Genomic DNA, 18352 nt, shown 5'->3' on the forward strand with positions numbered 1-18352 from the left:
AAAAGAGGAATGCGTTATGTATTACGGATTTGATATTGGCGGCACCAAGATTGCGCTCGGCGTGTTTGATAAAGACCTTAAGCTGCAGTGGGAAACCCGCGTTCCCACGCCGCGCGAAAGCTACGACGAGTTTTTAACTGCCATTGCCGCGCTGGTGGCGCAGGCTGATGAACGCTTTGGCGTCAAAGGCAGCGTCGGCATTGGCATTCCGGGGATGCCCGAAACCGACGACGGCACGCTGTATGCCGCTAACGTGCCTGCTGCCAGCGGCAAACCGCTGCGCGCCGATCTCTCTGCCCTCCTTGAACGCGACGTGCGTTTAGACAACGATGCCAACTGCTTTGCCCTCTCAGAAGCCTGGGACGATGAATTCCGTCACTATCCGCTGGTGATGGGGCTGATCCTCGGCACCGGCGTCGGCGGGGGGATTGTGATCAAGGGGAAGCCCATCACCGGGCGCAGCTACATCACCGGGGAGTTTGGCCATATCCGCCTGCCGGTGGACGCGCTGGACGTCGTCGGGCGTGATTTTCCGCTGACCCGCTGCGGCTGCGGCCAGCACGGCTGTATTGAAAACTATCTCTCCGGCCGCGGGTTTGCATGGCTTTACGAACACTTCTATCATCAGAAACTTGAGGCCCCTCAAATCATTACCCTGTGGGAGCAAGGTGATGCGCAGGCGCGTGAGCACGTCGAGCGCTATCTGGATCTGCTGGCGGTATGTCTGGGAAATATTCTCACCATCGTTGACCCGGATCTGCTGGTGATAGGGGGAGGGCTTTCAAACTTTACCGCGATTACGGAACGGTTGTCCGGGCGTTTGCCCCGACATTTATTGCCGGTTGCCCGCGTGCCGCGTATTGAACGCGCGCGACACGGGGACGCAGGAGGCATGCGCGGAGCCGCATTCCTTCATCTCACCGATTAGTTTACGAGGTTTCTATGCTGTCGCGTCGCCAGGGTCGACTCAGCCGTTTTCGCAAAAATAAACGCCGCTTACGTGAGCGCTTGCGCCAGCGGATCTTTTTCAGAGACAGAATGATGCCAGAAGCGATGGATAAACCCAGAGTGGTGGTGCTGACCGGGGCGGGGATCTCCGCCGAGTCAGGAATTCGAACCTTCCGCGCGGCGGACGGGTTGTGGGAAGAGCACCGCGTGGAGGATGTCGCCACGCCGGAGGGCTTTGCCCGCGATCCGGATCTCGTGCAGGCATTCTACAATGCCCGCCGTCGCCAGCTTCTCCAGCCAGAGATTGCCCCGAATGCCGCGCATCTGGCGCTGGCGAAGCTGGAAGAGGCGCTGGGCGATCGTTTTCTGCTGGTGACGCAGAATATCGACAACCTGCACGAGCGTGCCGGCAACAAAAACATCATCCATATGCACGGCGAGGTGCTCAAAGTTCGCTGCGCCTGGAGCGGTCAGGTTCTGGACTGGAAAGAGGATGTGTTGCCAGAGGATAAATGCCACTGCTGCCAGTTCCCGTCGCGCCTGCGACCGCACGTGGTCTGGTTTGGCGAAATGCCGCTGGGCATGGATGAGATCTACAGCGCGCTGGCCATGGCTGACGTATTTATCGCGATTGGCACATCCGGCCATGTTTACCCGGCTGCGGGGTTTGTTCACGAAGCGCGACTGCACGGTGCGCATACGGTAGAACTCAACCTCGAACCCAGTCAGGTGGGCAGCGAGTTTGAAGAGAAACACTATGGCCTGGCAAGCGCGGTCGTTCCGGAGTTTGTCGACAAGCTCCTGAAGGGGCTGTAACGGCAATCGCGTGAAAAGGCACCCGTCCTGCGGGTGCCTTATTATTTATGAATGAAAGAACGCCAGCGTCTTCTCCAGCGATTTAGCCTGCTCATCCAGTGAGAGCGCCGCCGCAGAGATCTGCTGAACCAAAGAGGCGTTCTGCTGGGTGGTGCTGTCCATCTGATTCACGGCGGTGCTGACCTGGCTAATCCCCCGATTCTGCTCGTCCAGCGCCTGAACAATATCGTTGATGACCAGATGCACGTGCGACACCGCCTCAATCACCTGCTTCATCATCACGCCGGTTTCATTGACCAGCTCAACGCCTTTGCTGACGCGGCCTGAGGACTCGGCAATCAATTGAGAGATCTCTTTTGCCGCGTTAGCGCTTCGCTGGGCAAGATTGCGCACTTCCCCTGCGACTACCGCAAAGCCGCGCCCCTGTTCGCCCGCGCGCGCCGCCTCAACGGCAGCATTCAGCGCCAGGATATTGGTCTGGAAGGCGATGCCGTCGACGATGCTGTTAATCTCACCGATCTTACGCGCGCTCTCATCAATCTCTCCGATCACAACGACCACGTCGTTCACCAGCGTTTCGCCATGCCCGGCGAGGCTCGCGGCGCGATCGGTCAGCGTGGTGGCCTTGTGCGCGTTGTCGGCGTTATTCTTAACCGTGACCGAAATCTCCTCCATGCTGGCTGCCGTTTCAACAATTGCCGCCGCCTGTTCTTCGGTACGTGAGGCGAGGTCAAGGTTGCCCGCCGAAATTTCGCTGGTGCCGCCGTGCACGGAATGGCTGGCCTCGCTGATGTTGCCGACGATGCGCTTGAGCTGCGTCTGCATGGTGTGCAGGGCATAAAAAATGCTGTGGGTATCCCCGGAGCGAACCGGGATGGTGTTGTTCAGATCCCCCCGGGCAACGGCCAGGGCGATCCCCGCGGCCTCCGAAGGCTCCCCTCCAACCGGACGGTCAACTTTGCGGGTAAAGATCTGAGCCATCACCAGACTCACCGCAACGATGCTTAACACCATCAGGACGATGGCTTTCAGTAAAAATGCGCGCGCTTCGGCCATGACTTCGCTGACCGGGGTGACAATGGCGAGCTTCCACGGCGTCTGGCTGTTACCGACGGCGATCTCCTGCCAGGTGATAAACACCTCTTCCTTCAGCAGCGGATCGTTAGCTTGTATAACCTCATGACCCGCAATCTGGCCCGCGTAAGGCTTGCCTGCCGCTCGTTTGTCCGGGCTGGACACCACGTTGTTACCGGCTGAAAGGAGCAGGGCGTAGCCTGTGCCGTTCCACGGTTTAATCGCCCCGATCGTAGATTGCAGGGTAGCCAGGGAGAAGTCAGAGGTGACCGACCCCAGGAACTGACCGTCACGCATGATGGGGGCGGCAATCGAGGTGAGCATCACGTCTACGCCGTTGTAGGGGTAAATATAGGGCTCGATGATCACGTCTTTATGCCGTTGTTTCGGCAGCAGATAGTAATCTCCACTACCGGGCGTTTCGATATCCGTCAGCAGGTGTAATGCCGGTTTGCCGGTGGCGTCGCGGTCGACGTAGCGGGCGTAACGCCCGGCAGGATCTTCACCGCTTTGACCGGCCAGGGTGGCATCTTTATCGTCGAACGCGTTGGGCTCAAAGGCCATCGACATGGAGAGAAACTGTGGGTGAGCGGAGAGGTAGTGGATGAGCAGCTGATTAAGGCTCTGACGATCGCTCACGCCCGCCTCGCGCAGCGCCAGGGCGCTGTTGCCCATATCCCGGGCGGCAGCCAGGGCAGAATCCAGCTGTTTGCTGACGTGCAAGGATTGCACCTCGGCAATTTGACGAATATGCTTTTTGGCCAGAACCTCCTGCTGCGCCATCCACTGCCACATCATAAACCCGATCGTTGCCGTAAAGCCCACCGTCACGGTGAGGAAAATGGACAATAGCATCAACGTCTTGACTCTTATTTTTTGTTTCCGGACCATGGCGTCTTTCATTCTCATCTCCCGTAAGGCGTGCATGTCGGGCAGGCACTCAGTACTTATCGGATATTTCGTCCTCTTTCTGTAGAGCGCCGGAAATATTTAATTTAAATTTCCATAATATTAAATCCCGTTAATTAGTGTGGATGCTTTTATTTTGTGCATTCAATCAAAATAGCGCTCGATAATGCTCGTTATCGTGGTGTAGAAAGAGGATGCTAATAAATATAAAGTTGTAGAGGAGGATGGGATATGTACGGATTTATCGCGCGACAACCCATTTTTAACCCTGAGATGAAGACGGTGGCCTATGAGCTGCTTTTCAGAGATGGGATGACAAACCGTTTTCCGGATGTGTCGGCGGAATATGCCACATCCAGAATGATATCGGACCAGTTTTTATGCGTGCCGTCCCAGCGCATCGCAGGCACACATACGTCGTTTATTAATTTCCCGTCAAGAATGGTCATCGACCGCAGTGGTGAAGCGCTCGATAAAGAGAGCGTGGTCATTGAGATCCTTGAAGATGCGGTGCCGGGGGCAGAGCTGCTGCAGGCCGTCAAGGAGATGAATGCGCACGGCTATCAGTTTGCGCTTGATGATTTCACCCTTGCACCTGAATGGGATGCTTTTTTACCCTATATTTCGATACTGAAATTCGATGTCAGAAATTATTCCTTAGCGCAAATTAAAGCGTATCTGAAAGAACGTAATAATCTGACCGGGCATATTAAATATCTCGCTGAAAAAATTGAGACTAAAGAGGAATTCGAACAATACAGGCAAGAAGGTTTTTCTCTATTTCAGGGCTATTTTTTCTGCCGTCCTGAGGTCATTAAATATAAACGGCTATCGCAAAACCAGTTGGCGATTTTCCGCCTGCAAATGGAAGTTGGGCGCAATAAACCTGATTTTCGCATTATCGAGTCGTTGATAAAAACCGATCTGACGCTGTCCTGGAAAATCATGCGCTACATGAAGCACACCGCATTTAAGCATATCGGTGCCTGTAATTTCAGCAAGTTAACCCTGAGTGAGGTGCTCAGATACCTCGGAGAAAACCAGCTGAGGCGGTTTGTTGCCGTCGTGGTCCTGGCAAGCGCGGGCAATGACACCGTCAGCGAGCTTTATCCGTTGAGCATGATGCGCGGTAAGTTCTGCGAGCTGATTGCAGAGACCATCAACGAACCGACGCTGGCTGAAAATGCATTCATGTGCGGCCTGTTTTCACTGCTCGATACCCTGCTTGAGCTGCCGATGGCAGAGCTGATGAAGCAAATTGCGGTGCCGCAGAGTGTGAGTAACGCGCTGTGCCATCAGGAGGGACGGTTAGCCGATATGATCAGCCTTTGCCGTTACTATGAACAGCAGCAGTGGGACGAAGCAACCCGAATCCGTCAGGCGCTGGGTCTGTCCGATGAGGACGTGGTGGAGGCGATGAGAAAGGCAACGATCTGGGCTGGGGAGAATGCGGCCAGTTAATCCTTCCTCACGCCGTCCAGGCGGCGTGAGGAAGCGCGCGTCACCGTTTATCGGCCCGCTTTTAATTTTTGGTAATACTCTTCGTAGAGTCGGCTGGCGTCGCCGACGTCATTCTGCCATTCACCTTTGCTGATGGTCTGGGCATCCGGATAAAGCGATTTATCGTTAGCCACTTCCGGCTTCAGCAGCTTGCGCGCGGCCAGGTTTGGCGTCGGGTAGCCAATCGTCTCGGCAACCTGTTTCGCCACGTCCGGGCGCAGCAGGAAGTTAATCAGCTTCATCGCACCGTCCACGTTTTTCGCGTTGGCAGGGATGGCGAGGCTATCCATCCAGAAGATCCCGCCTTCCTTCGGCCAGACCACCTCAAGCGGCGTGCCGGCCTGGCGGGCCACGTACGCGGAGCCGTTCCACACCATTCCCAGATTCACTTCACCTTCCATATACGGGTTTGCCGGGTTATCTGAGTTGAACGCCGCCACGTTAGGCATCAGCTTTTTCAGCTCGTTATACGCCGCTTCAATCTCTTTTGGATCCGTCGTGTTGCCTGAGTAGCCCAGCTTGCGCAGCGCCACCTGGAACACTTCACGCGCGTCGTCGGTTAACAGCAGGCTCCCTTTGTATTCCGGTTTCCACAGGTCGGCCCAGCTGGTCACCGTTTTCGGATCGAGGGCATCGCCGTTGACGCCAATTGCGGTCGCGCCCCAGATATACGGAATAGAGTAGTCGTTATTGGGATCGAATGGCTTGTTGAGCATCTCCGGATCGAGGTTTGAAAAATGGGTTAGCTTCGTTTTATCGATCTTCTGAATCATCCCCTCTTTGCGCATTTTGTCGACAAAATAGGTGGAAGGAACGACCAGATCGTACGCGCCGTCTTTGTACGTTTTCAGCTTGGCGTACATGGTTTCATTCGACTCGTAGGTCGAGTAGATAACCTTGATACCCGTCTCCTTCGTGAACTGTTCCAGCAGGCCCGGCGGCACGTACTCGGTCCAGTTGTAGAAGTAGAGCGTTTTGCCGTCATCGGCGTGTGCGGCACCCATGCCAAGTACTAGTGCCGCAGCGGCGAGCATTTTTTTCATTTCATTGTCCCCTGAGATTTTGTTTTATCACGAGCAATAAGCTGGCTGGCAATGACCAGCACCAGCGAGAACACCAGCAGAATGGTCGCCAGCGCGTTCACCTCAGGCGAGACGCCGACTTTTACCATTGAGTAAATTTTCAGTGGCAGTATTTCGTAGCTCGGTCCCGTCACGAAGGAGGAAACCACCACGTCATCCATCGACAACGTGAAGCTGAGCAGCCATCCCGCCGCGACGGCGGGCATCGCCAGCGGCAGGATGATTTTGCGCAGAATGGTCATCTCGCTGGCACCCAAATCTTTCGCCGCCTCCAGCATGCGCACGTCGAACCCCTTCAGGCGTGCAAAGACCGTCACCACCACAAACGGCAGGCAGAAGGTGATATGCGAGAACAGCAGTGACCAGAAGCCAAGCTGCACGCCCAGCAGCATAAACAGCACCAGCAGCGAAATGGCCATCACGATGTCCGGTGACATCATCACCACAAACAGCATGCCGCTGACGAACGGTTTGCCGCGAAAGCGATAGCGATACAGCGCCACGGCGGTCAGTGAGCCAATCAGCGTGGCGAAGGTGGCGGAGAAAATCGCCATCGTCAGCGAGTGCTGCGCCGCCTGCAGCAGGCTATCATTGTTCATCAGCAGGCTATACCAGTCGGTGGTAAAGCCCTGCCAGCTGATGCCGAAGCGCGAGCTGTTAAACGAGTTCACGATCAAAATGATAATCGGGATATAAAGGTAAGCGTAAATAGCGGTCATAAAACCGCCGCGAAGCAGTCGACCGATCATTCGAGTTCCACCTTCTTGTTCAGCAGCCGTGACGCGCGCCAGTAGACCAGCAGCATCAGCCCCATCACCACGGTCAGCGTAATGCTGGTCGCGGATCCGAACGGCCAGTCGCGAATGTTGAGGAACTGACTTTTAATCACATTCCCAATCAGCAGGTTTTTCGCGCCGCCCATCAGGTCAGACACGTAGAACAGGCCCATCGCCGGGAGCATCACCAGCAGACACCCCGCGATAATGCCGGGCATGGTCAGCGGGATGATAATGCGGATAAACGTCTGAAGCTTGTTGGCACCCAGATCTTTTGCCGCTTCCAGCAGCGGTTTATCCAGCTTCTCAATACTGGAGTAGAGCGGCATCACCATAAACGGCAGCAGGATATAGACCAGGCCCACAATCACCGCGCTCGGGGTAAACATGATGCGTATTGGGGTATCAATCACCCCCAGCCACAGCAGAAACGCGTTGAGATAGCCTTTGGTGCTGAGGAAAATTTTCAGCCCGTAGATGCGAATTAGCGAGTTTGTCCAGAACGGCACAATCAGTAAAAACAGCAGCAGCGGGCGCACCTTCTGCGGCAGTTTCGCCAGAAACCACGCAAAAGGGTAGCCCAGCACCAGACAGGCAACGGTGGCAATCAGCGCCATATTGAGCGAGTGCAGCAGCACGTCAAAATAGAGCGGATCGAGCAGGCGTGCGTAGTTATCCAGCGTAAAGACCAGCTTCACGAAGTTTGTATCGTCGCGGGTCAGGAAGCTGGTGGCGACGATCATCAGGTTGGGTAAAAAGACAAAGAGCACAAGCCAACCGACGATCGTGGCAATCACCACATTCTGGAACTTACTTGTGTTCTTCATCAGCCAGCACAACCTCCCAGCTTTCTACCCAGTTGATAACCATTTTCTGGTCGAGAGAGTGGTCAAAGTCAGGGTCGTCCTCGTTAAAGAACTCGCTGACCATCACCATTTTGCCGTTCTCCAGCTCGACGACAGATTCCAGCGTCATCCCTTTGTAGTTGCGCTCGCGAATATAGCCGATCAGTCCTTCGGCCTCGGTGTTGCCGTGAATTTCGTCGACGCGCAGATCTTCCGGGCGCAGCAGAACGTTGAGCTTTTGTCCCTTTTCGACCGGGAAATTCACCGTGATATTGCATTCGCGACCTTCAACATTGGCCCGCACGCGCTGGTTGTCCAGGCGTTCAATCACCGTGGCGTTGAAGAGGTTGATCTCACCAATGAAGCTGGCCACAAACAGGTTTTTCGGCTCTTCGTAAATTTCACGCGGCGTGCCGTCCTGCTCGATTTTGCCGTCACGCATCACCACGATGCGGTCGGACATGGTCAGGGCCTCTTCCTGGTCGTGGGTGACGAAGACGAAGGTAATGCCGAGCTTGCGCTGCAGGGCCTTGAGTTCGTTCTGCATCTGCTTGCGCAGCTTGTAATCCAGCGCGGAGAGGGATTCATCCAGCAAGAGCAGGCGAGGCTTGTTGACCACGGCGCGGGCGATGGCCACACGCTGCTGCTGGCCGCCGGAAAGCTGATGGGGTTTACGCTGGGCAAACGTCTCAAGCTGCACCATGCGCAGGGCTTCAGTGACGCGCGGTTCGATCTCATTCGCCGGGGTTTTTTGCATCCTCAGGCCAAACGCCACGTTCTCAAACACGGTCATGTGCGGGAACAGGGCATAGCTCTGAAAGACGGTGTTGACGTGGCGATCTTCAGAGGGAACCCGCGTGATGTCCTGGTTTTCAAGATGGATATGGCCGTTATCGACGCTTTCCAGCCCGGCGATAAGGCGCAGTACGGTTGTTTTGCCGCAGCCAGAGGGGCCAAGCAGCGTAAGAAACTCACCGTCATTGATGGTGAGATTGAGGTCGGAAATGACGTCTTTACCATCAAAACTTTTACGAATTCGTTCCAGTTTCACCAGCGGCGAACGTGAACGGGATTGTGTATTCAATTTTTGCGCTGTCCCATATAGACGCCTCAGGCAGCAGACTGAAGCGGGGTTTGTGTGTAACCACCTTGGTGACTCGTAATGAGGGCGGACATTCTACGGCAATCCCCCGCGATCGCCAATCCTTGTCACTGATTCATAAGCTACATTTATTTACGTATAACGATATAAACGGAAAATATTCTCGTTTGCGGGATAAAAGTGACCTGACGCAATATTTGCGTTTTGATGCTTATTGATAATGTTGTCACAAAAAGTGAGGGTGACTGCATGGATAAATTACTTGAGCGTTTTTTACAGTACGTTTCGCTGGATACCCAATCTAAACCGGGTGTTCGCCAGGTGCCGAGCACCGAAGGCCAGTGGAAGCTATTAAACCTGCTGAAAGAGCAGCTTGACGCCATGGGGCTGGTCAACGTCACGTTAAGCGAGAAAGGCACTGTGATGGCAACGCTGCCGGCGAATGTCCCGGGCGACATTCCCGCGATTGGCTTTATCTCCCATGTCGACACCTCTCCGGATTTTAGCGGTAAGCATGTGAACCCGCAGATTGTTGAAAACTACCGCGGCGGCGACATTGCGCTGGGCATTGGTGACGAAGTGCTCTCTCCGGTGATGTTCCCGGTGCTGCACCAGCTGCTGGGCCAGACGCTGATCACCACCGACGGAAAAACGCTGCTGGGTGCCGATGACAAAGCCGGTATAGCCGAAATCATGACGGCGCTGGCGGTGCTGAAAGAGAAAAACATCCCGCACGGGGATATCCGGGTGGCGTTTACGCCGGACGAAGAGGTCGGTAAAGGCGCGAAACATTTCGACGTGGAAGCCTTCAACGCGCAGTGGGCCTATACCGTTGACGGCGGCGGCGTCGGTGAACTGGAGTATGAAAACTTCAATGCCGCGTCCGTCACGATCAAAATTGTCGGCAACAACGTTCACCCCGGTTCGGCGAAAGGCGTGATGGTGAACGCCTTGTCGCTGGCGTCGCGAATTCATGCGGAAGTCCCGGCGGAAGAGAGCCCTGAACAGACCGAAGGGTATGAAGGTTTCTATCATCTGACCAGCATTAAAGGCACCGTGGACAGTGCGCAGATGCACTACATCATCCGCGATTTCGATCGCAAAGCTTTTGAGGCGCGTAAGCGCAAGATGATGGAAATTGCGAAGAAAGTGGGCAAAGGATTACATCCTGACTGCTATATCGAGCTGATCATTGAAGACAGCTATTACAATATGCGTGAGAAGGTGATGGCCCATCCGCATATTCTTGATATTGCCCAGCAGGCCATGCGCGACTGCGACATTGAACCGGAATTAAAACCGATTCGCGGCGGAACCGACGGTTCGCAGCTTTCATTCATGGGATTACCGTGCCCGAATCTGTTTACCGGGGGATATAACTACCATGGTAAACATGAATTCGTCACCCTGGAAGGCATGGAAAAGGCGGTGAAGGTGATTGTGCGGATAGCGGAGTTAACTGCGAAGCGGTAGCCGCTTTAAGCCGGGTGGCGGCTGCGCCTTACCCGGCCTACGTTCAAATTGTAGGCCCGGTAAGCGAAGCGCCACCGGGCACAAAGGCAAGGAGCGCCCATGTCAAACTATCGTCGCCACTACGTTCCCGGCGGCACCTGGTTTTTTACCGTTAATCTGCAAAACCGTCAGAGCGATTTGCTTACCCGTCATATCGATAGCATCCGTGCCGCAACTGCCGCGGTTAAATGTGCAAAGCCTTTTACAATCAATGCCTGGGTCATCCTTCCTGAACATATGCACTGTATCTGGACCTTGCCGGAAGGAGACAGTGATTTTTCCGCTCGCTGGCGCGACATCAAAAAGACATTTAGCCGTAACATCGACATGCGCCATATCTGGCAGCCACGCTTCTGGGAGCACACCGTCCGTAACGAAGAGGACTACCGTCGGCATGTGGATTACATCTACATCAATCCGGTGAAACATGGCTATGTCAGTAAGGTCAGCGACTGGCCGTATTCAACGTTTCATCGGGATGTGCAGGAAGGGTTGTATCCGGTCGATTGGGCCGGAGAGATCGAGGATTTTGCGGCGGGTGAGCGGCGATAAAAACGCCGGGTGGCGCTGCGCTTACCCGGCCTACGATCTGAATGTAGGCCGGGTAAGGCGTAGCCGCCACCCGGCAAATGCTTACGACTCAGTCCTCAAAGAACCAGTACCCGCTGTTGACCAGCGCGGCCAGCATCGCGAGGAAGGACGGGTCTTCCAGCGCATCGCCAAAGGTCTCGGCAGTCAACACCAGATGGCTGGCAATGGCTTCCAGCGCCGGACGGTGCGGGGAATCCAGCTTCTCGCCGTTAACGAAGACCTCTCCACCAATGCGCAGCACGCGCAACCCGCCCAGACGTACCAGCTTATCGCCCTGCTGAAGGGCATCATAAATCTCGTCGGCCTGATAAGGCGGCTCTGGTGGCGCAACGTCAAGCTCATGGCGAGACTGGCTGATAAACTCACCAAACCACTGACGGAAATGTTCCGGTTCGTTGATCAGGTCCAGCATCATGCCGCGCAGCTTATCCAGCTCTGCGGGCAGGATATCCGCCGGATGCTCGCGCGCAGGCACGTCCGGATCGCTATAACGGTAGCTGCCCAGCTCGCGCTGCAGAACATAGTCGGCAAATCCGCTGATCATCTCGCGGCCGCTTGGCGCGCGGAAGCCGACGGAGTAGTTGAGCGAGTTTTCCAGGGAGTAACCTTCGTGAGGGAATCCCGGCGGAATGTAGAGAATATCGCCCGGCTCCAGCTCTTCGTCGATGATCCCTTCAAAAGGATCGACCTGAAGCAGGTCCGGATGCGGGCAGTGCTGTTTCATTGGCACTTTTTCGCCCACGCGCCAGCGGCGGCGGCCCGTCCCCTGGATGATAAACACGTCGTACTGGTCCAGGTGTGGGCCTACGCCGCCGCCCGGCACGGAGAAGGAGATCATCAGATCGTCCATGCGCCAGTCGGGCAGGGAACGGAACGGGCGCATTAATGCGGCAGTGGGCTCATGCCAGTGGTTGACCGCCTGCACCAGCAGCGACCAGTTGTTTTCACCGAGGTGATCGTAGCTTTCGAAAGGACCGTGGCTAACCTGCCATTTCCCGTCCTGGTGGCTGACCAGACGGCTGTCGACTTCGTTTTCCATGGCCAGACCGGCCAGTTCGTCAGGCGAGATGGGGTCGACAAAATTGCTGAACCCGCGTTTAAGAACCACCGGGCGCTTTTGCCAGTAACGTTCAATAAACTCGGGCCAGTTAAGTGTTAAGTGATAATCCATATTTTTTTATTCCGCAGGCTCTTACTGACTCGGATTATAACGGAAGCTCGGCCCCCCGGCTGCGAGATCCTCGCATTTTTCACATAACGGGTTAACTATCGTTCGATGTGGGCTGCTGACGAGCAAAAATGACCTCCATTCTGGCCCCGCCCAGCAAACTTTCGCTGGTTTCGATTTTTCCGTCGTACTGGTCGACAATTTCCCGGGCGACTGCGAGCCCAACGCCCTGGCCGGGACGCAGCGTATCGGCGCGTTGACCGCGGTCGAACACCACATCACGTTTATTGCGCGGGATCCCCGGGCCATCATCCTCAACGATAATATGCAGTTCGTTATCGGTCTGACGCGCCGAGACTTCCACAAACTCCAGGCAGTATTTGCAGGCGTTATCCAGCAGGTTACCCATCACTTCCATGAAATCATTTTTCTCACCAACAAAGCTTATCTCAGGCGAGATATCGAGGCTGATGTTCACCCCTTTACGCTGATACACCTTGTTGAGGGCGGACGTGAGGTTATCCAGAAGCGGTGCCACCGGATGCAGTTCCCGGCTCAGCAACGCGCTGCCTGAACGCATACTGGCGCGGTGCAGATAATAGCCAATTTGCTGGGAAATACGGCTGATCTGTTCCAGCATCACCGGCTCGGCATCATCGACGCTCAGCTTTGAGCTGCGCATTGACCGCAGGGTACTCTGCATGACGGCCAGCGGCGTTTTCAGGCTGTGGGTAAGATCGGTAAGGGTTGTACGGTATTTATCATAGCGCTCGCGTTCGCTTTTCAACAGGCGGTTGAGGTTACGCACCAGGCTGGTGAGCTCGCGGGTGGTTTCCGGATTAAGCTTCTCGCGATGATGTTCCTCCAGCTCGCGAACCTCTTTCGCCAGTGATTCAATGGGGCGTAAGCTCCACCACGCCGCCACCCACAGCAGCGGGATCACCAGCAGCAGATTCGCAGCCAGAACGTAAATGAACCAGCTCCAGACCATATAAGAATGCTTCAGCTCGACCGGGATGGTGTCGATCACCACGATGGTCAGCTGCGGCATGTTCAGCGTCGCCGGATAGAGGTTAATCGCAACGGAGTGCGTCATTTCCGTTTCGGCATCATCCGCGCGGATCTCGTTGAGTTTTTGCAGCAGGGAGCGATCTTCACGGATCAGCGAGCTGGTGGTGTTGAGATCGGCTTCAATTTCGTGAAACCCGTTGGTTTTAAGCCACTCCGGGCGAATGCTTTTGACCAGCCAGGGAATATCCCGCTGTGCCCAGAGCAACTTGCCCTTTTCGTCATAAATCAGGGCCAGGGTAGGACTCTGCTGGTTGAGGTTTTCCGGCATTTCGACGGTGATTTTGTTGTTTTCCCACTTCGCCAGGGTATAAAACAAATTGCTTTCGCCACGCAACAGGCGAAAGGTCGTTTTATCAAAGCTGACGCTGTAGCCCACCAGGGCGACCATGCCGTACGAGAGCGACAGCACCAGCACAACGGCGGCCGTTGCCAGTAAAAAACGTACCCGCAGCGAGAGGGGCAAAATATGGCGCAAAATCCGTCTCATTTAGCGTAATTCGAACAGGTAGCCCTGGCCACGGACGGTGGTAATCACATCCTGTGGGTACTGTGCCTGAATTTTCTTACGCAGTCGTCCCATCAGCACATCGATGGTATGGCTCTCGCGCAGTTCGGCGTCAGGATAAAGCTGGAGCATTAAGGAATCTTTGCTCACCACCTTGCCGCTGTTACGGATCAGCGTTTCCATGATGGTGTATTCGAAGGCGGTTAGCTTGATCACTTCGTCGTTGATCGCTAATTCCCGGCGGGAGAGATCGACCTGGAAAGGTGGGATGGAAATAACCTGTGAAGCCAGCCCGCTGTTGCGGCGTAACAGCGCCTGCATGCGCGCCGCCACCTCTTCAATATGAAACGGCTTGGTGACGTAATCGTCTGCACCCGCACTGAGCACTTCGACCTTATCCTGCCAGCCTTCACGGGCGGTCAGAACCAGAACCGGCAGGGAAACATCATGGCTGCGCCAGCGACGAATTAACGACAGGCCGTCTTCATCAGGCAACCCTAAATCGACGATGGCGATATCCGGCAGGTGTTCATTGAGATAATAATCGGCTTCTTTTGCATCTTCAGCATCGTCCACCTGATGTCCCATCTCCTGAAGCTGAACCTTCAGGTGATGGCGTAGCAATGCGTTATCCTCAACAACCAGTACGCGCATCATCTTTTCTCCCAGAATTAATAGTATGAATAGTTTAACGCTGATTATGTTGCTGTGGGGATAAACATTGAGTAAACCGGGGAAAAGCAACCCCCTTTCCGGGTGGAAAGGGGGGAGGGGACGTTACTTCAGCTCGTCGACCATAGTGATGGCACGGCCAATGTAGTTCGCAGGGGTCATCGCTTTCAGGCGCGTTTTCTCTTCTTCTGGCAGGGCCAGACCGTCGATAAACTGTTTCATCCCTTCGGCGTCAACGCGCTTGCCGCGGGTCAGCTCTTTCAGTTTTTCATACGGTTTTTCGATACCGTAACGACGCATCACGGTCTGAATCGGCTCTGCCAGAACTTCCCAGTTGTGATCCAGCTCGTCCAGCAGACGATCGCGGTTCACCTCCAGTTTGCTCACGCCTTTCAGGGTGGACTGATAAGCGATCAGCGCATAGCCAATGCCCACGCCCAGGTTACGCAGCACGGTGGAGTCGGTCAGGTCGCGCTGCCAGCGGGATACCGGCAGTTTGCTTGCCATATGCTGCAGCACGGCATTTGCCAGACCCAGGTTGCCTTCGGAGTTTTCGAAGTCGATTGGGTTCACTTTGTGCGGCATGGTTGACGAGCCGATCTCACCGGCGATGGTTTTCTGTTTGAAGTGGTTCAGCGCGACGTAGCCCCACACGTCACGATCGAAGTCGATCAGAATAGTGTTGAAGCGCGCGATGCAGTCAAACAGCTCCGCAATATAGTCATGCGGCTCAATCTGGGTGGTGTACGGGTTCCACTGAATGCCCAGCGAGGTCACGAACTCTTCGCTGAACTGGTGCCAGTCAACTTCCGGGTACGCGGCGATGTGGGCGTTATAGTTACCGACCGCACCGTTGATTTTGCCGAGGATCTCAACCTGCTCCAGCTGACGGTACTGACGCTCCATACGGTACGCCACGTTCGCCATCTCTTTACCCATCGTGGATGGGGTGGCTGGCTGACCGTGGGTACGGGAAAGCAGCGGGATATCGCGGTATTCCACGGACAGCGCTTTCACCGCGTCGATGATTTTACGCCAGTAAGGCAGCACCACGTCTTTGCGTGCGGCGGAGAGCATCAGGGCGTGCGACAGGTTGTTGATGTCTTCAGAGGTACAGGCGAAGTGAATGAACTCGGACACCGCATGCAGCGCAGGAACGCTTTCCACTTTCTCTTTCAGGAAATACTCAACCGCTTTTACGTCATGGTTGGTGGTGCGCTCAATGGTTTTAATGCGCGCAGCTTCTTCTTCGTTGAAGTCGGCAACGATTTTATCGAGGTAATCGTTTGCCTGGGCGTCAAAAGCAGGAACTTCCTTGATTGCTGCCTGGGCGGCCAGCTTTTGCAGCCAGCGTACTTCAACCTGAACACGGAACTTCAGCAAACCATATTCGCTGAAGATCCCGCGCAGCGCGCTGACTTTATCGCCGTAGCGTCCATCGACAGGGGATACGGCGGTCAGTGAGGATAATTCCATAATTCGCAACTCCGGGAGGTTAACAATGAGCAAGAATTTGTTTTGCCTGAGTAGTCAGGCGATTACGAGAAAACATTAACTGCAGGCGGCCACCGCCAACCTGATGCCACAGCACGGCGGCGCGGATCCCTGCCAGCAGAGAAGCGCGTACCTTTGCCTGTACCTGTGGGCTTTGCAGCACAGCAGGGGAGCCGGTAACCTGAATACGCGGGCCCAGCGGGCTGATGACGTCAACATAAATGCCAGCCATGGCGCTCAGCAGCGTTTCGGACTGCAGGTCAAAATGGTCGAGTTGACGCTGTAGCCCGGCAATGCGATCGCCCAGGGTGTTGAGCGCGCCTTTCGCCGCGCTCAGCTTACGTTCCAGCACCATCAGGCTTAGCGTGTAGCGGGTCAGCTCTGCGTTTAACCCCTGACGGCTGCTGGCGTTGAGCACGCCAAGCAGGGTTTCAAGACCGAGACGAAGATTGGTTTCACTGCCGCCGAACACGCCCAGGGTTGAGCCGGGGTTGAGGTCGATAACGCTGTTAAGTGAAACGTGCAGGGCATCAGCGTCGCAGTGACCCTGATGTGCCAGCTGTTGCACCAGACGGGCTGACTGGCAAATTCCTGCCAGTGCCAGGGTGATGTCATAGTAGTTCTTCGCCACACGGTCTCCTTTATGTGTGCAATCGTGTTAAACAGCGGGCAGCGGCAGGCGCTGTTCAATGATCCCGCCGCCCAGGCAGATTTCACCGCTGTAGAAGACAGCAGACTGACCCGGGGTGACGGCGGCAACCGGCTCGTCGAAACGCACGTCAATGCGATCGTCATTGAGTGCGGTAATGGTGCAAGGAATGTCAGTCTGACGGTAACGTGTTTTCACCGTGCAGCGCAGCGTGCCTTTTAGCGGCTCACGATCGACCCAGTGCAGCTGCTGCGCGATAAGGCCAACGGACATCAGACGCGGATGGTCGTGACCCTGAGCAACAACCAGAATATTGTTTTCGACATCTTTGTCGACGACGTACCACGGATCTTCGCTACCTTCTTTGGTCCCGCCGATACCCAGGCCTTTACGCTGGCCCAAGGTGTGATACATCAGTCCCTGATGCTGGCCAATCTCTTCTCCGTCGACGGTAACAATTTTACCCGGCTGTGCAGGCAGGTAACGACCCAGGAAATCGCGGAACTTACGTTCGCCGATGAAGCAGATACCGGTAGAGTCTTTCTTCTTCGCGGTGATCAGGTCCAGCTCTTCGGCGATTTTACGCACCTGCGGCTTTTCCAGCTCGCCGACCGGGAAAAGGCTCTGGGCGATTTGCTCGTGGCTCAGCGTATAGAGGAAGTAGCTTTGATCTTTGTTGCCGTCCAGGCCGCGCAGCAGCTGGCTTTTGCCATTCACATCTGCACGACGCACGTAGTGACCGGTCGCAATAAAGTCTGCGCCCAGATCTTCCGCGGCGAATTCCAGGAAGGCTTTAAATTTGATCTCTTTGTTGCACAGAATATCCGGGTTTGGCGTGCGGCCGGCTTTATACTCTTCAAGGAACAGTTCAAAAACATTGTCCCAGTATTCTGCGGCAAAGTTAACGGTGTGCAGTTCAATGCCGAGCTTATCGCACACGGCCTGCGCGTCGGCAAGATCCGCTGCGGCAGTGCAATATTCCTCGCCATCATCTTCCTCCCAGTTCTTCATGAACAGGCCCTCCACCTTATAGCCCTGTTGCTGTAACAGGTAGGCGGAAACGGAGGAATCGACACCGCCGGACATGCCGACGATTACTTTTTTCTGGCTGTTATCTGACATGGAATACTCACGACATTGAACTTCAAGGCGGCGTATTCTATCACGCCCCCCCACCGTTGACACCCTCTGTAAACGGCCAGTTAAAAGCGCCGATGACATCGAGCGGTAAGCGCCCGGCAGATTGCCAGCAGCGAATGCTTTCCGCAACCAGCGGCGAGCGCAGGTTTGGCGCGTTCAGGATCTCGTCAGCGGTGACCCACAGACAGCGGTCGATATCGTCATCCTGCGGCGCTGTGGCGCACGTTTCGCTAAGCTCAACGGCAAATAAAAAGCGCAGGAACGGGGTGCTGTCGGGTGCAATCCACTGGTGCATACGGATGAAGTGCTGGGGCTCAGCGTGAATCCCGGTCTCTTCCCACAGTTCGCGTTTCGCTGCCTGCAGCAAGGTTTCATTGGCTTCAAGGTGCCCGGCAGGCTGATTCCACAGCGCTTTGCCATTAATGCTCTCTTCAACCACAAGGAATTTACCCTGGGCGTGGACCACGCAGGCTACCGTGACATGAGGTTTAAACATAG

General features: G+C 55.3%; 17 protein-coding genes. 5 read left to right on the forward strand and 12 right to left on the reverse strand.

Translation table 11 applies throughout. The annotated features are described in order from the left end of the window. Positions 1-16: 16 nt before the first annotated feature. Both nagK and cobB read left to right on the forward strand, forming a co-directional pair. Complete coding sequence (nagK, locus tag AC3WOK_RS02120; RefSeq protein ID WP_059311016.1) at positions 17-928, forward strand: N-acetylglucosamine kinase; 912 nt, start codon at positions 17-19, stop codon at positions 926-928. A 14-nt stretch (positions 929-942) separates the two neighbouring features. Next, on the forward strand, positions 943-1764 hold the full coding sequence (cobB, locus tag AC3WOK_RS02125) for a Sir2 family NAD+-dependent deacetylase (protein ID WP_492353845.1): 822 nt from the start codon (positions 943-945) through the stop codon (positions 1762-1764). A gap of 45 nt (positions 1765-1809) precedes the next feature. Here cobB and AC3WOK_RS02130 read toward each other — a convergent pair whose 3' ends face one another. After that, a complete protein-coding gene (locus AC3WOK_RS02130) occupies positions 1810-3741 on the reverse strand; it encodes a methyl-accepting chemotaxis protein (protein ID WP_492353846.1) in 1932 nt (643 codons plus the stop codon). Between the two features lie 237 nt (positions 3742-3978). Between AC3WOK_RS02130 and AC3WOK_RS02135 the strand changes: the two genes are divergently transcribed. Next, entirely contained in the window at positions 3979-5208 is a 1230-nt protein-coding gene (locus AC3WOK_RS02135; protein ID WP_059311014.1) for an EAL and HDOD domain-containing protein, read from the forward strand. 47 nt (positions 5209-5255) lie between these two features. On the opposite strand, the gene potD is transcribed toward AC3WOK_RS02135, so the two are convergent. The 4 genes from potD to potA are packed head-to-tail and all read right to left on the reverse strand — an operon-like array spanning position 5256 to position 9064. Next, positions 5256-6290, reverse strand: a complete 1035-nt coding sequence (gene potD, locus AC3WOK_RS02140; RefSeq protein WP_063430349.1) for a spermidine/putrescine ABC transporter substrate-binding protein PotD — start codon at positions 6288-6290, stop codon at positions 5256-5258. Continuing rightward, positions 6287-7078 (reverse strand): spermidine/putrescine ABC transporter permease PotC, encoded by a 792-nt coding sequence (gene potC, locus AC3WOK_RS02145; RefSeq protein WP_059311012.1) that lies wholly within the window; start codon positions 7076-7078, stop codon positions 6287-6289. The genes potD and potC overlap by 4 nt, the downstream gene beginning before the upstream one ends. Then, complete coding sequence (gene potB / locus AC3WOK_RS02150; protein ID WP_063430348.1) at positions 7075-7932, reverse strand: spermidine/putrescine ABC transporter permease PotB; 858 nt, start codon at positions 7930-7932, stop codon at positions 7075-7077. The genes potC and potB overlap by 4 nt, the downstream gene beginning before the upstream one ends. Continuing rightward, positions 7916-9064: a spermidine/putrescine ABC transporter ATP-binding protein PotA gene (potA, locus tag AC3WOK_RS02155; protein WP_492354227.1), complete on the reverse strand. Its 1149-nt coding sequence runs from the start codon at positions 9062-9064 to the stop codon at positions 7916-7918. Before potA ends, potB begins: the two co-directional genes overlap by 17 nt. 237 nt (positions 9065-9301) lie before the next feature. On the opposite strand from potA, the gene pepT reads away from it, so the two are divergent. Beyond that, positions 9302-10525, forward strand: coding sequence for a peptidase T (gene pepT, locus AC3WOK_RS02160; protein WP_059311010.1), 1224 nt, complete (start codon positions 9302-9304; stop codon positions 10523-10525). Between the two features lie 99 nt (positions 10526-10624). Then, positions 10625-11116, forward strand: coding sequence for an REP-associated tyrosine transposase (locus AC3WOK_RS02165; protein ID WP_492353847.1), 492 nt, complete (start codon positions 10625-10627; stop codon positions 11114-11116). Positions 11117-11204: 88 nt separating this feature from the next. On the opposite strand, the gene AC3WOK_RS02170 is transcribed toward AC3WOK_RS02165, so the two are convergent. From AC3WOK_RS02170 to AC3WOK_RS02200, 7 genes are all read right to left on the reverse strand, one after another. Continuing rightward, entirely contained in the window at positions 11205-12326 is a 1122-nt protein-coding gene (locus AC3WOK_RS02170; RefSeq protein ID WP_492353848.1) for a ribosomal protein uL16 3-hydroxylase, read from the reverse strand. A gap of 91 nt (positions 12327-12417) precedes the next feature. After that, positions 12418-13881, reverse strand: a complete 1464-nt coding sequence (gene phoQ / locus AC3WOK_RS02175) for a two-component system sensor histidine kinase PhoQ (RefSeq protein WP_492353849.1) — start codon at positions 13879-13881, stop codon at positions 12418-12420. Further along, entirely contained in the window at positions 13882-14553 is a 672-nt protein-coding gene (gene phoP / locus AC3WOK_RS02180) for a two-component system response regulator PhoP (RefSeq protein WP_045285019.1), read from the reverse strand. 123 nt (positions 14554-14676) lie between these two features. Then, on the reverse strand, positions 14677-16047 hold the full coding sequence (purB, locus tag AC3WOK_RS02185; protein WP_492353850.1) for an adenylosuccinate lyase: 1371 nt from the start codon (positions 16045-16047) through the stop codon (positions 14677-14679). Between the two features lie 19 nt (positions 16048-16066). Next, entirely contained in the window at positions 16067-16696 is a 630-nt protein-coding gene (hflD, locus tag AC3WOK_RS02190; RefSeq protein ID WP_013097081.1) for a high frequency lysogenization protein HflD, read from the reverse strand. A 27-nt stretch (positions 16697-16723) separates the two neighbouring features. Next, the gene (gene mnmA, locus AC3WOK_RS02195; RefSeq protein ID WP_063432096.1) at positions 16724-17836 is read right to left on the reverse strand and encodes a tRNA 2-thiouridine(34) synthase MnmA; all 1113 of its coding nucleotides are present in this window, start codon (positions 17834-17836) and stop codon (positions 16724-16726) included. Positions 17837-17876: 40 nt separating this feature from the next. Next, positions 17877-18350 (reverse strand): NUDIX hydrolase, encoded by a 474-nt coding sequence (locus tag AC3WOK_RS02200; RefSeq protein WP_047348927.1) that lies wholly within the window; start codon positions 18348-18350, stop codon positions 17877-17879. Positions 18351-18352: the final 2 nt, after the last annotated feature.

It is taken from the genome of Enterobacter sp. FW301-JW81, from assembly GCF_058788735.1.